This window comes from Spirillospora sp. NPDC047279, assembly GCF_040643285.1.
GTDB lineage: Bacteria > Actinomycetota > Actinomycetes > Streptosporangiales > Streptosporangiaceae > Spirillospora.
Genome location: NZ_JBEYUA010000015.1, coordinates 202,778 through 215,268, shown reverse-complemented (window position 1 = coordinate 215,268; position 12,491 = coordinate 202,778). Strand labels below are relative to the sequence as shown.

Sequence of the window (12,491 nt, the reverse complement as noted above, 5' to 3'; positions counted from 1 at the left end):
CGATGATCGAGGTCGAGGGAGTCGCCAAGTCGTTCACCGTGCGGCGGCGCGCCGGGCGCCTGCGCCGCGTCCGGACGACGGTGCGCGCGGTGGACGACGTGTCGTTCACCGTGGCGGCCGGCGAGTTCGTCGGCTACCTGGGCCCCAACGGCGCGGGCAAGTCGACCACCATCAAGATGCTCACCGGCATCCTGACGCCCTCGGCCGGCTCGGTGAGCGTCTGCGGCCTGGACCCGTCGCGGCGGCGCACCACGCTGGCGCGGCGCCTCGGCGTGGTCTTCGGGCAGCGGACCACGTTGTGGTGGGACCTGCCGCTGCGCGACAGCCTCACCCTCATCCGGCATCTCTACCGCGTCGACGCCGCGGCGCACCGCACGCGGCTGGCCGAGCTCTCCGAGCTGCTGGAGCTCGGGCCGTTCATCGACACCCCCGTCCGCCAGCTCAGCCTCGGCCAGCGCATGCGCGGCGACCTGGTGGCGGCGCTCCTGCACGATCCCGAGCTGCTGGTCCTGGACGAGCCCACCATCGGCCTGGACGTGGTCAGCAAGGCGACGGTGCGCGAGTTCCTGGCCCGCCTCAACACCGAGCGCGGCACCACGATCCTGCTGACCACGCACGACCTCGGCGACATCGAGCGGCTGTGCGACCGGGTGATGATCATCGATCACGGGCGGCTGGCCTACGACGGCGACCTGACGCGGCTGCGCGCCGCCGTGGACGCGGACCGGGTGCTGGTCGTGGAGCTGGACCGGCCGTGCCCGCCGATCGTGCTCCCCGGCGTCACGGTCGACCGGGTCGAGGGGCCGCGCCAGTGGCTGCGCTTCCCCCGCGACGCCAACGCGGCGCAGGTCATCGCCGCGCTCACCGGACGGTACGAGGTGCGCGACGTCGCGATCCGCGAGGCGGACATCGAGGAGGTCGTCGCGCGGCTCTACCGGGGCGGCCAGGTCCGCGCCTGACGGCCGCCCGGCGGCCGGAGCGGCCGGGGTCCCCTAGAGGGGAAGGCCGTCATCGTCGTCGTCCCGGCGGCCCGACCAGCGGCGCGGCGCCCAGGTCGGGGCCAGCAGGGCGAAGCCCATCATCGCGTAGACGCCGGACCCGAGCAGCAGCCGCAGGCCGGAGTCCAGGTCACCGGCGGGCGGCACCTTGCCCGGCAGGTCGAGCACGGCGCCGGGATCGACCAGGAAGTAGACCGAGAACCCGATCAGGGCGAGCGCGGGCACCAGCGACACCAGCGGGGAGGCCCACCGGGCAACGATGATCACGCCCATGACCAGCCCGACCGCGGCGAGCAGCGCGAACGCGCCGTAGATCCGGGTGTCGTCGGTGATCTCCTGCCCCACCCCGTCGAAGGACTGCCCCGCCTGGACGAATCCCCAGGCCGCCCCGTAGACGAGGGCAGGGGCCAGGAGGATGCCCAGCAGGAATCCGAAGGCGTGGCGCACCGAAGATCACATCCCATCCGCACGGGCCGCAGGGTGCCGGTTGGCGATCGTTTCGGTACATCTCAGCATGCACATCCGTCACACCGCAGCAAATCGGGACATAAGAAAGTACCGCCTGCCAGCAGGGCCGCAACGGGCGCGTCTGTTTCGAACCCGTTTGTGGGGGCATCGGCGTGCCGTTCGTTCAAAGAAGAAAAAGGACCTTCGGAGGCAACCATGTCGACCGTCCTCATGGTCGTCATAGCCGTGGTGGTCGTGGCGGCCCTCGCCGGCGCGGGCCTGCTCGCGGTGCGGCAGGCGCGGACCCGCCGGCTGCGCGAGCAGTTCGGCTCGGAATACGACCGGGCCGTGGAACGGCACGGCGGCCGTGCCGCCGCCGAGCGGGAACTGCTCTCCCGCGAGCAGCGGCACCAGGAGCTGGAACTGCGCGAGCTCGACCCGCGCCAGCGCGATCAGTACCGCGAGCAGTGGGTGCACGTCCAGGAGCAGTTCGTCGACGCGCCCGAGGCGGCCGTCGAGCAGGCGGACCGCCTCGTGACGGTCGTGATGGGTGAGCGCGGCTACCCCACCAGCCAGGGCTTCGACGAGAAGGTGGCACACCTGTCCGTCGAGCACGGCCGGACCATCGACCACTACCGGCGCGCCCAGGACATCAGCACGCGGGCCGCGCGCAAGGAGGCCTCCACCGAGGACCTCCGGCAGGCGATGGTCCACTACCGCGCCCTCTTCGAGGACCTCCTCGCCGTCCCGGACGGCGAGCGCGCCGCCGCGCCCTCCCCCGCCGCCCCGGCGGCCACGGAGCCGGCGCCCGGCGAGCCCGCGCCGAAACCCGAGCCCGACCCCGAGACGCGGGCCGAGCGCGCGCCCGAGGCCGGCGGGCCCGGGGACGGGGCGAGTGAACGGCGGCCCGAGACCAAGGCGCGCCGCGACGACGAATCCCAGCCGAGGAGCTGACCACGATGCCTGACAGACCTACCGACCAGACCGCGGGGCGGCCCGCGGACAAGCCGGCCGACCGCGCCGCCGACCGCGCAGCCGACAAGGCCGCCGACCGGCCCGGCGCGGACCTGCCCGCCGACGAGCGCGCGAAGGCCGCGGGCACCGGCGAGGCCGCCGGGGCCCGGGACACCCACGTCGCCGGCCCCACGCCCGGCACCGCTTCCGGCAAGACCGACAGCGACGTGGCCACCTCGTTCCCCAAGCCCCAGCACGCCGCGCCCGCGTCGCAGCCTCCCGCCCACGAGCCGACGGCGCGGCCGGCCGCGGCACAGTCGGGCGCGGCGCAGGCACCGGCGACGGCGCCGCCCGGGCCCACGGCCGCGGCGGCCACGGCGGCCCAGCCGCAGGAGACGCCCTTGTCGAAGGACGCTCCGGGCTCCAAGGACACGCCGTCCCCCAAGGGCACGCCGGCCCCCAAGGCCGCGCCCGCCGGCACCGAGGAGCGCATCGAACGGCTCCTTGAGGTCAAGGACGCCGAGCGGTTCCGGGAGCGCTGGCACGAGGTGCAGGCGAACTTCGTCGACGACCCCCGGGAGGCCGTGAAGAAGGCCGACGAGCTCACCACCGAGGTCGTCGAGGCCATGAAGCAGGCCGTCGGCTCCCGGAAACGTTCGCTGGACGACCGGTGGCGCTCGGAGAAGGAGGACGACCAGCCCGACACCGAACGGCACCGGCTCGCCCTGCGCGCCTACCGTGACCTGGTGGACCGGCTGCTCTCGACCTGACGCTCCGGCCCTCGGCCGGATGAGCCCCGCCCCGCGTCCCGCGGCGGGGCTCATCCGCGTCTCCGCCGTCTCAGCCCGGTGGCGTCGATCCTCGCCAGGGCTGGTCCGGGACGCCTCCGGGGTGAATACTGAACGTCATTCGGTATGCGCTGCGAAGTGGAGGCTCAACGGTGACCGGCTTCACGATGACCATCGACGGCCAGAGCGTGGAAGCGCCCGGGACGTTCGACGTGATCAACCCCGCGACCGGTGACGTGGCCGACCAGGCCCCGGACGCCGCGCGCGAGCAACTCGACCAGGCCATGGCCGCCGCCGCGGCGGCCTTCCCCGCGTGGCGCGCCGACGAGCAGGCCCGGCGCAAGGCCCTCCAGGCCGCCGCCGACCTGCTGTTCGCCAAGTCGGAGGAGATCGGCCGGATCCTCACCCTGGAGCAGGGCAAGCCGCTGGCGGACGCGACCATGGAGGTCGTCGGCGCCGGCGTCTGGATCAAGTACTTCGCCGACCTCGAGCTCCCGCGCGAGGTCATCCAGGACGACGACGCGGCCTTCGTCGAGGTCATCCGCCGGCCGATGGGCGTCGTCGCGGCCATCACGCCGTGGAACTACCCGCTGCTGCTGGCCATCTGGAAGCTGGCGCCCGCGCTGCTGGCCGGCAACACGATGGTCCTCAAGCCGTCCCCCTTCACGCCGCTGTCCAGCCTGAAGCTCGGCGAGGTCCTGCGCGACGTCCTGCCGCCCGGCGTGTTCAACGTGGTCACCGGCGGCGACGACCTCGGCGCCTGGATGACCGGGCACGAGACGCCGCGCAAGATCAGCTTCACCGGCAGCGTCGCCACCGGCAAGCGGGTCGCCGCGGCCGCCGCGCCCGACCTCAAGCGGGTCACGCTGGAGCTCGGCGGCAACGACCCGGCGATCCTGCTCGACGACGCCGACCCGGCCGCGGTCGCCGACAAGCTCTTCGGCGCCGCGTTCATGAACAACGGCCAGGTCTGCTCGGCGATCAAGCGGGTGTACGTGCCGGAGAGCCTGTACGGCGACGTCGTCGACGCGCTGGCGGCCAAGGCGAACGCGGCCAGGGTCGGCAACGGCCTGGAGGAGGGTGTCCAGCTCGGCCCCATCAACAACAGGCCGCAGTACGAGCGCGTCTCCGAGCTGGTCGCCGACGCGATCGCCAAGGGCGCCCGCGCCGCGGCCGGCGGCAAGGCCATCGACGGCCCCGGCTACTTCTTCGAGCCGACGATCCTGGCCGACGTCTCCGACGGCGCCCGGATCGTCGACGAGGAGCAGTTCGGCCCGGCGTTGCCGATCGTCAGGTACTCCGACCTGGACGAGGCCCTCGCCCGCGCCAACGGCACCCACTTCGGGCTGTCGGGCTCGGTGTGGAGCGCCGACGCCGAGCGCGCCGGCGAGGTCGCGAGCCGCCTGGAGTGCGGCACCGCCTGGGTCAACACCCACCTGGCGCTGGCCCCGCACCAGCCGTTCGGCGGCTTCAAGTGGAGCGGCGTGGGCGTGGAGAACGGCCCGTGGGGCCTCTACGGGTTCACGGAGATCCAGGTGCTCCACCGCTCCAAGCTCTGAAACCATCCCCTGCTCGCACGGACGGGTCCCGGCGGCGGTGCCGCCGGGACCCGCGCGTCCGGTGCGACGGAACGTGACGGGAGCCCGAACGAAAGGTCACGACTTCGAGTCCGGAAAGTGACACGGCAACTACTGGTCGTCGGCCCGCCTGATGGGAGACTCTCAGCTCGGGACATGGGGACGGCACAGACCGCCGACCGTGGAGGGGCCGTGGAGACGTGGGACGTCATTCGCCAGGACGACCTGGGCAACGAGTTCCACGTGGCCACGCACGACTCGCGCATCGCCGCCCTCGCCCAGGTGCTGGCGATGGAGAGCGGCGTCCCGCACAAGCAGCTCTACTGGGTGAGCGGGCCGCCCGCGCCGGCGCTCCGCACCAACCGTGACCTCTACCTGCACTTCCTGCACCTCGGCCAGGAGGCGCGGGCCCGGTCGTGGTCGCTGTCGGCGTTCCTGCGGTCGTTGTGGAAGGTCAGCGGCCCGCTGCGCACCCTCCCCGCCCTCGAGCCCGACGACGTGGCCGCGATGTTCTCGGCCGCGGCCACCACTCCCCCGGCCGGCTTCGATCCGGCCTGGGCCGGCAAGGACCTCTCGCTCCCCGGCGACGAGCCGGAGGGGTACGCCGACTGGGAACGGGTGATCCTTTCCCAGCTCGCCGACCTGGAGGAGTTCCTCGCCGCGCCGCCGGGGCCGCAGGCCCGCTTCGGCGTCGACGCCCCGCGCCCGCCGGGCTGCGGGCGGCGGGCGACGCCGCCGCGGTGGTACAACTTCGACCCGGCCACCTACCTGGAGTGCGCGGTGGCGGGCAGCCTCGGCGGCTGGGACCCGGCGGACGGCGCGCGGGTGCCGTTGCCCGGCGGGCCCGCGGCCGGATCCGCCGCTCGTTCGTACGTACGTTCGATCACCACGATGAGCTGGGCCGATCTCGCGCGCATCGCGGTCTGCGGGCAGATGTACGAGTGAGGCCGGCTGTCACACCCGGGTGATAGGACTGGAAGGGTGAGCGACCGCTCCGTCCGGCTCGAAGACCGCGGCACCTGGCAGATGGCCACCCGCGCACCCCACCCCGCGCTGCGCCCGTTCCTGCGCGAGTACGAGGGTTACCGGGAGACGCTGGTGGCGCCCAGCCGGATGCGCACCCTGCCCACCCGGTACACGGTCATGATCATCAATCTGGGGGTGCCGCTCCGGCTGCGGGTCCCCGACCCGGCGGCCCGGCCCACCGCGTTCGGCTCGTTCGTCGCGGGCATGCACGACGGCCACGGCATGTACGAGTGCGAGGGCGGCCAGCACGGGATCCAGCTCGACATCACCCCGCTGGGCGCCTACACGCTGCTCGGCATGCCGCTGGAAGAGCTCACCAACCTCGCCGTCGACCTGGCCGAGGTGTTCGGGCCGGCGCTGCCCGCGCTGGTCGACCGGCTCCGGCACACCGGCGGCTGGGCCGAGCGGTTCGACCTGCTCGACACGTTCCTGCTGGCGCGCCTGGAGGCCGGCCCGGCGCCCGATCCCGAGGTCCGGGAGGCCTGGCGCATGCTCAGCGCGACCAGCGGCCTCGCCCCGGTCGCCGAGCTGGCCGGGGAGGTCGGCTGGAGCCGCAGGCACCTGACCCACCGCTTCCGGGCGCAGGTCGGCCTCACGCCCAAGGTGATGGGCCGGGTGCTGCGCTTCCAGCGGGCCGTCGAGCTGATGTCCTCGGGCACCGTGAGCTGGGCCGATCTCGCCATCGCCTGCGGTTACTACGACCAGGCCCATCTCAACCGCGAGTTCCGCACGCTGGCCGGGTGCACGCCGACCCGGTTGCTCGCCGCCCAGGCCCCCGAATACCTGATCACCACCGCGCGCGAGACGGTCTGATCCGCCCCCCACCTCCGTAAATATCCCCTTTCGGGGCTGGACGCGGCGCCCGTGCCGGGTGACGATCGAGAGGTGGCACGTCTGATCCTGCTCGGTGTCGGGACGGCGCGGTCGGCGCTGTTCGCGCCGGCCGGCCTGCTGATCGAGTACGGCCACACCCGGGTGGGCCTCGACGGCGGCCCCGGCTCCGAGCCGCCGGAGAACGTGCACGCCTGGCTGGTGGCCGACGAGCAGGGCCCGCTGCGCGACGACCTGCACCGGATCGCGCACGAGTCCGAGATGCTCGAACCCGTCGTGGGGTCGTTCCGGCACGGCCCGCTGCACGTCGACCCGCTGCCGGTGGCGCACCCGAAGGCCGGCGTGCACGGCTACAAGATCACCATGGGCCACCGGTCGGCGGTGTGGGCACCGGAGTTCGTCAAGCTGCCGGACTGGGCGGAGGCGGCGGACCTGGTGTTCGCCGGGGCGTCCGCCGACGTCGCCGGCACCGCGCGGTCGGCCCAGGACCTGCGGGTGCGCCGGCTGGTCTTCGTGGGCCTCGACGAAGAGCCTGGTCAGAGTACGACTCCCGCGTTCGGCGAATGGGGCGAGGAAGGCGGGCAATACCGGATCTGACGACGACGACACGGATCCGGCGGTGCTCATGGTCTGGCTCGGTCTCCCCCTGCTCGTGGCCGGCACGCTCGTGCTGGTCGCCACCGACCACGCCCTGGCGGGCGCGGCGATCGCCATCGCGGGCGGCGTGCTCGTCATCGCGGGCGTGCTCCGGCTGCGCCGCGCCGCCCGCCGCACCCGCACCGCGCCCGGCGGCCGCGGCGGAACGGCGGTCGACGCCTACTACAGGACGAGCACCGGCAAGGTCATCGCGATGATCGCGGCGGTGGTCTACATCATCTCCCCGATCGACCTCATCCCGGACCCGCTGCTGCCGTTCGGGATCGTCGACGACGCCACCGCCCTGGGCTGGCTGGCCATCGCGTTCGGCCAGGAGTACGGCCGCCGGAGGCGGGCGGGCGTCAGCCGTGACTGACGCCGCCGCCCAGGTTCATGACGATCACTCCGGCGATGACGATGCCGGCGCCGATGATCGTGATCGGCTTGAGCTGCTCGTCGAAGAGCAGCACCCCGCCGGCGAACGCGCCGATGGTGCCGAGCGCGGACCAGATCGCGTAGACCGGGCCCACGTTGAGGGACGTGAGCGCCTTGCCCAGGAGCAGGAACGAGATGAGGTAGCCGATCACCACCACGGCGGACGGCCCGAACTTCGAGAAGCTCTCCGAGGCCCGCAACGACAACGTCGCGGTCACTTCGGCGGCGATGGCCAGACCCAGCAGCACGTACGGCATTCAGCCCTCTCCCGGTCGAGACGGTCGGCAGCCTAGCCGCGCCCGGGCCCGGGCATCCAGGCTTTGGTGATCTCTCCCGGGCCGGGACGGATCAGGCGGGCGCGCCGTGCTCGGCCGCGACCGCCTCGAAGACCTTCATGTCCGCGTCCCAGGCGGTGCCGGGGCGCGGCCAGTGCAGCGCGATGTCGGTGACGCCCAGCGCGGCGTACCGGCCCGCCAGGTCGGTGAAGGCGTCCGGGGAGGCCAGCCACGGCTCGTGGGTGAATCCGGTGAGGAACAGCCGACGGAGCTCCCCGGGGTCGCGACCTTCGGCCGCGCACGCCTCCTCGAGGCCCGCGATCTGCCGGCGGACCGCCCCCTGCGGGTCGTGCCGGTGCGCACGGTCGCCGGTGGTGACCCACATGTCGCCCTGCCGGGCGGCCAGGCGGAGGCCGCGCGGGCCGGTGGCGGCGATCGCGAACGGGATCCGGGGGCGCTGCACGCAGCCGGGCGAGGTCACGACCTCGCGCGCGGAGTAGTACTCGCCCTCGAAGGTCGTCTCCGGGCCGCGCAGCAGGGCGTCCAGGAGGTCCACCCACTCGGCGAAGCGGCCGGCGCGCTCGCCCGGCGTCCATTCCGGGCCGCCGAGGATCCCGGCGTCCGAGGTCCGGCTGCCGCCGCCCGCCCCGATCGCCAGCGTGAGCCGCCCGCCGCTGATGTGGTCGATCGTCTTCGCCGCGTGCGCCGTGGGCACCGGGTGCCGGAAGTTGGGCGAGGTGACCAGCGTGCCGAGGCGGACCCGCCCGGTGACGGCGGCCGCGGCCGCCAGCGTGGTGTACGCGTCGTACCACGGCGTGGTGCCCCGCCAGGCGGTGTGGTCGTAGACCCAGGCCGCGTGGAACCCCAGCCCCTCGGCGCGGCGCCACAGCTCCCCCGCCGCGGGCCACGGCTCCATCGGCCACATGACCGTGCCGATCCTCAGTTCGCTCACACCCACCAGCGTGACATCACCGCCCGAGCCAGCTGCGCAGGGCCCACCACCAGTGGGCGGCGGGCTCGACCGCGGCGGCGTCGGACGGGGACCTGCCGGTGAGCTCGCGGAGGCGGCGCAGCCGGTATTTCACCGTGTTGCCGTGGACGTGCAGCGCGGCGGCGGTGTCCTCGACGCGCCCGCCGTGGTCGAGGTAGGCCAGGGCGGTCTCGGCCAGCTCGCGGTGGAACGGGTCCGCCGGGTCGAGCTCGGCCAGCAGGCCGGCGGACAGCAGGCGGCCGAGCTCGGGCTCGGCCCGCGTCACGGTGAGCAGGGCCAGGTCGGTCAGGTCGCGCAGGCCGGTGAGCCCGGCGGTCGCGCCCGCCCGCAGCGCCCGGCGGCCCAGCTCGTAGAGCGGGGCGACCTCGGCGGGCGGCACCGCCGGCGCGGCGACCAGCAGGGGCGTGCCGGGCGGGAGCGCGGGCACGCGGGCCAGCAGCGCCACCAGCCGGCCGTCGACCAGCCCGCAGAGCCCCGGCTCGCGCGTGGTGAGCGCCGCCTCGACCCGGGCGGCGACGGCGGGGTCGCTGATGTCCGAGACCACGCAGTGGTAGGCGGCGGCCGGGTCGAGCGGGCCGAGCGCGGCGACCGGCTCGCCGTGCAGGAGCTGGCGCAGGATCTGCGCGTGGCCCTCACGGGTGGTCCGGGCCATCTCCAGCTCCGCGACCCGGTGCGCGTGCACCATCCGGTGCACCAGGGCGGTGTTGATCTCGTCGATCCGGGTGACCACGTCGAGCAGCACGTCCGCCGGGACACCGCGGGCCCGGCCGTCGGCGATCATGGACGTGACCAGGTGCGCGCGGCCGGCCTGGAACCCGTCCAGGAACGACGCCACCGGCACGCCCTGGCGCGCCCGGTCGGCGCCCAGCCGCCCGGCGGCCCGGAGCACGTCCTCGCCCGGCTCGCCGCCCTCGACCAGGGCCGCCAGCGTGCCGCGCAGCAGGGCCCGGGTGTGCCGCCGGGTCTCCTCCTCGGGCAGCGCGGCCACCAGCTCCGACCTGCTCCGCGCGGCCTGGACCGTCGCCTCCAGCAGCGCGGGGTCGGACGCGCGTTCGAGCAGCAGCGCGAGGAACCGGCCGGTCTCCCCCTGCGCCGACGTCCCGTGCTCCATCGTGGTTGTCCGCTCCAGACAATGGCCTCTGGCCAGGTTGGCCTGATCCAGCCTAGGCGACCGTGGTGCCGATGATATTTGGTGGCAGGAGACAATCGAAGGAGTGTGGGTCCGTGTCCGACGACGAGAAGTTCCTCGACAAGCTGCCGACCGATCTGATCTTCCGGTTGCCGCCGTCCTTCGACGACGTCGAGGACGAGCGGCGGCACCGCAAGGAACGCCTCACGGCCGCGCTGCGGATCTTCGGCAGGTTCGGGTTCGAGGAGGGCGTCGCCGGCCACATCACCGCCCGCGACCCCGAGCGCACCGACCATTTCTGGGTCAACCCGTTCGGCATGTCCTTCAAGCACGTCAAGGTCAGCGACCTCATCCTGGTCAACCACCAGGGCCAGGTCGTGGAGGGCCGCTACCCGGTCAACGAGGCCGCGTTCGCCATCCACTCCCAGGTGCACCAGGCCCGGCCGGGCGTGGTGGCCGCCGCGCACAGCCACTCCACGCACGGCCGCGCGATCTCCGCGCTCGGCCAGAAGCTGGAGCCGATCACCCAGGACGTGTGCGCGTTCTACGAGGACCACGGGCTGTTCGACGACTACACCGGCGTCGTCACCGACCTGGAGGAGGGCAAGCGCATCGCCGCCGCCCTCGGCGACTACAAGGCCGTCATCCTGCGCAACCACGGCCTGCTGACGGTGGGCGACACCGTCGACGCCGCCGCCTGGTGGTTCATCACCATGGAGCGCTCGTGCCAGGTGCAGCTCCTGGCCAAGGCGGCCGGCACCGTCGTGCCGATCGAGCCCGAGAACGCCAAACTGACCCACACGCAGATCGGCAACGACCTGGTCGGCTGGATCAACTACCAGCCGCTGTACGACCAGATCACCCGTGAGCAGCCCGACCTGTTCGACTGACGGCGCCTGACCGGGCCCGGCCCCGGGCGGGCAGTGCCTCGCCGTGCCGGGGCCGGGCCTTGCGCGTCCCGCGCCGGGCCGGGCGGCGAGCGCCCGGCGGGGGCCGGTGATTCCGGGCGCCGGCCGCGGCCTGGCGGGACGGGCGGGCTGCCGCGGACCCGGGCCGTGGGGGCGTCGGCCCGGGCCTCGCATGCCGGTGTGAGCCCGACAAGAGCAGCAAACCACGGCGCCCGACCGAGCGCTTGTGCGCATCCGACAGATTCCGGTGCCGCGCTTGTCCCTCCCGAGACAAGGCGGCCCGCGCCACCGAACGGGCGCTGCCGAACGGGCGTCATTGGAGGGGGAGGTCGACGACCTTCGCGTCGCGCGCGGAGCGCAGGGCGGCCTCGATGATCTCCAGGCCGAGGATCGCGTCGGCGATCGAGACCGGCGGCGGCCCCTCGCCGCGGACGGCGCGCCCGACCTCGGCGTAGAACTCCTGGTAGGCGCCGGGCTCGGTGGCCTGCACCCGTTCCTCACCGGGCGTGCCGAGAGTGCCATACCCCTCGGGCGGGGTGATCCCCCAATCCGGGTCGCCCGGTGTCGCACCGCCGCGCAGCGCGTCCTCCTGCCCGTCCAGCCCGTGGACGACGTAGGCGGCCCGATCCCCCAGCACCCGGAAGCGCGGCCCGAGGTCGGACGCGACCGCGCTCATCCAGAGGTGCGACCGGGTGCCGTCCAGGTGGCTCAGCGCGACGAAGGCGTCGTCGGCCGCCTCCGCGCCGGGCCGGCGGACGTCGATCTCCGCGTACACCTGCTGCGGGCGGCCGAAGAGGTGCACCGACTGGTCGACGAGGTGGGCTCCCAGGTCGTACAGGATCCCGCCGGCGTCCCTGGGGTCGGAGCTCTCCTTCCAGCCCGGCTTGACCTGGGGCCGCCATCGCTCGAAACGTGACTCGAACCGGCTCACCTGCCCCAGCTCGTTGTCGCCGATCAGCTTCCTGACGGTCCGGAAGTCGCCGTCCCAGCGGCGGTTCTGGAACGGGATCACCGGCAATCCGCGCACCGCGCTCAACGCGGCCAGCGACCGCGCGTCCGCCGCCGTGGCGGCGACCGGCTTGTCGACCACGACCGCCATGCCCGAGGTCAGCGCCTCCCTGGCCAGGGGCACGTGCTGCCGGTTGGGGGCGGTGACCACCACCAGGTCGTAGACCCCGGTCGCCTCCCAGAGCCGGTCGGCGCCGTCGAGGATCCTTGCCTCCGGATACCGTTCGCGCACCGCCGCCTGGCGCTCGGGGTTGGAGGTCACCACGGCGGCCAGCCGCAGCCCGGGCACCGAGGAGATCAGCGGGGCGTGGAAGACCGAGCCTCCGGTGCCGTAACCGATGAGAGCAACGCGCACGTCCATGTTCTGATCATCGCCGATGCGGGCCACGGCGTGCGGCACCGGGGTACGCACGGTGGCCGGACGACCCCGATGCGCGTCCGTCCGGCCGGGTTCGGGGCCGGAGCTCGGCAGCGATCTTCCAGCGACG

The 12,491-nt window shown here is 73.7% G+C and carries 14 protein-coding genes; 9 read left to right on the top strand and 5 right to left on the bottom strand.

Annotated elements, in window-relative coordinates:
• Positions 1-2: 2 nt before the first annotated feature.
• Positions 3-959 carry an ATP-binding cassette domain-containing protein gene (locus tag ABZ810_RS34095; protein ID WP_358410289.1) on the top strand — a complete coding sequence of 319 codons (957 nt, stop codon included), beginning with the start codon at positions 3-5 and terminating at the stop codon, positions 957-959.
• A 33-nt stretch (positions 960-992) separates the two neighbouring features.
• On the opposite strand, the gene ABZ810_RS34090 is transcribed toward ABZ810_RS34095, so the two are convergent.
• Entirely contained in the window at positions 993-1,445 is a 453-nt protein-coding gene (locus ABZ810_RS34090; protein WP_358410287.1) for a hypothetical protein, read from the bottom strand.
• Positions 1,446-1,661: 216 nt separating this feature from the next.
• Here ABZ810_RS34090 and ABZ810_RS34085 point away from each other — a divergent pair, with 216 nt between their 5' ends.
• The 7 genes from ABZ810_RS34085 (at position 1,662) to ABZ810_RS34055 (ending at position 7,633) form a co-directional block, all read left to right on the top strand.
• Positions 1,662-2,399 (top strand): hypothetical protein, encoded by a 738-nt coding sequence (locus ABZ810_RS34085; RefSeq protein ID WP_358410285.1) that lies wholly within the window; start codon positions 1,662-1,664, stop codon positions 2,397-2,399.
• Positions 2,400-2,404: 5 nt separating this feature from the next.
• On the top strand, positions 2,405-3,169 hold the full coding sequence (locus ABZ810_RS34080) for a hypothetical protein (protein ID WP_358410283.1): 765 nt from the start codon (positions 2,405-2,407) through the stop codon (positions 3,167-3,169).
• A 170-nt stretch (positions 3,170-3,339) separates the two neighbouring features.
• Positions 3,340-4,746 carry an aldehyde dehydrogenase family protein gene (locus ABZ810_RS34075; RefSeq protein WP_358410282.1) on the top strand — a complete coding sequence of 469 codons (1,407 nt, stop codon included), beginning with the start codon at positions 3,340-3,342 and terminating at the stop codon, positions 4,744-4,746.
• A 174-nt stretch (positions 4,747-4,920) separates the two neighbouring features.
• Positions 4,921-5,709, top strand: a complete 789-nt coding sequence (locus tag ABZ810_RS34070) for a hypothetical protein (RefSeq protein WP_358410281.1) — start codon at positions 4,921-4,923, stop codon at positions 5,707-5,709.
• A 36-nt stretch (positions 5,710-5,745) separates the two neighbouring features.
• Positions 5,746-6,603, top strand: coding sequence for an AraC family transcriptional regulator (locus ABZ810_RS34065; protein ID WP_358410279.1), 858 nt, complete (start codon positions 5,746-5,748; stop codon positions 6,601-6,603).
• 72 nt (positions 6,604-6,675) lie between these two features.
• Complete coding sequence (locus ABZ810_RS34060) at positions 6,676-7,218, top strand: hypothetical protein (RefSeq protein WP_358410278.1); 543 nt, start codon at positions 6,676-6,678, stop codon at positions 7,216-7,218.
• A 28-nt stretch (positions 7,219-7,246) separates the two neighbouring features.
• Positions 7,247-7,633 (top strand): YkvA family protein, encoded by a 387-nt coding sequence (locus ABZ810_RS34055; RefSeq protein WP_358410388.1) that lies wholly within the window; start codon positions 7,247-7,249, stop codon positions 7,631-7,633.
• On the opposite strand, the gene ABZ810_RS34050 is transcribed toward ABZ810_RS34055, so the two are convergent.
• The 3 genes from ABZ810_RS34050 to ABZ810_RS34040 all read right to left on the bottom strand — a co-directional run bounded on the left by ABZ810_RS34050 (position 7,620) and on the right by ABZ810_RS34040 (position 10,069).
• Entirely contained in the window at positions 7,620-7,949 is a 330-nt protein-coding gene (locus ABZ810_RS34050) for a multidrug efflux SMR transporter (RefSeq protein WP_358410276.1), read from the bottom strand. The two genes, ABZ810_RS34055 and ABZ810_RS34050, sit on opposite strands and share 14 nt — an antisense overlap.
• A gap of 91 nt (positions 7,950-8,040) precedes the next feature.
• Complete coding sequence (locus ABZ810_RS34045) at positions 8,041-8,919, bottom strand: LLM class flavin-dependent oxidoreductase (RefSeq protein ID WP_358410275.1); 879 nt, start codon at positions 8,917-8,919, stop codon at positions 8,041-8,043.
• A 16-nt stretch (positions 8,920-8,935) separates the two neighbouring features.
• Entirely contained in the window at positions 8,936-10,069 is a 1,134-nt protein-coding gene (locus ABZ810_RS34040) for a helix-turn-helix domain-containing protein (protein ID WP_358410273.1), read from the bottom strand.
• A gap of 113 nt (positions 10,070-10,182) precedes the next feature.
• Between ABZ810_RS34040 and ABZ810_RS34035 the strand changes: the two genes are divergently transcribed.
• Positions 10,183-10,977: a class II aldolase/adducin family protein gene (locus ABZ810_RS34035; protein WP_358410271.1), complete on the top strand. Its 795-nt coding sequence runs from the start codon at positions 10,183-10,185 to the stop codon at positions 10,975-10,977.
• 331 nt (positions 10,978-11,308) lie between these two features.
• Here ABZ810_RS34035 and ABZ810_RS34030 read toward each other — a convergent pair whose 3' ends face one another.
• A complete protein-coding gene (locus ABZ810_RS34030) occupies positions 11,309-12,364 on the bottom strand; it encodes a Gfo/Idh/MocA family oxidoreductase (protein WP_358410270.1) in 1,056 nt (351 codons plus the stop codon).
• Between the last annotated feature and the right edge of the window lie 127 nt (positions 12,365-12,491).

Bases quoted from the DNA above. Each gene is read 5' to 3' on its own strand.
- ABZ810_RS34080 (WP_358410283.1), top strand. From the start codon at position 2,405: ATGCCTGACAGACCTACCGACCAGACCGCGGGGCGGCCCGCGGACAAG.
- ABZ810_RS34050 (WP_358410276.1), bottom strand. From the start codon at position 7,949: ATGCCGTACGTGCTGCTGGGTCTGGCCATCGCCGCCGAAGTGACCGCG.
- ABZ810_RS34070 (WP_358410281.1), top strand. From the start codon at position 4,921: ATGGGGACGGCACAGACCGCCGACCGTGGAGGGGCCGTGGAGACGTGG.
- ABZ810_RS34095 (WP_358410289.1), top strand. From the start codon at position 3: ATGATCGAGGTCGAGGGAGTCGCCAAGTCGTTCACCGTGCGGCGGCGC.
- ABZ810_RS34085 (WP_358410285.1), top strand. From the start codon at position 1,662: ATGTCGACCGTCCTCATGGTCGTCATAGCCGTGGTGGTCGTGGCGGCC.
- ABZ810_RS34030 (WP_358410270.1), bottom strand. From the start codon at position 12,364: ATGGACGTGCGCGTTGCTCTCATCGGTTACGGCACCGGAGGCTCGGTC.
- ABZ810_RS34040 (WP_358410273.1), bottom strand. From the start codon at position 10,069: ATGGAGCACGGGACGTCGGCGCAGGGGGAGACCGGCCGGTTCCTCGCG.
- ABZ810_RS34055 (WP_358410388.1), top strand. From the start codon at position 7,247: ATGGTCTGGCTCGGTCTCCCCCTGCTCGTGGCCGGCACGCTCGTGCTG.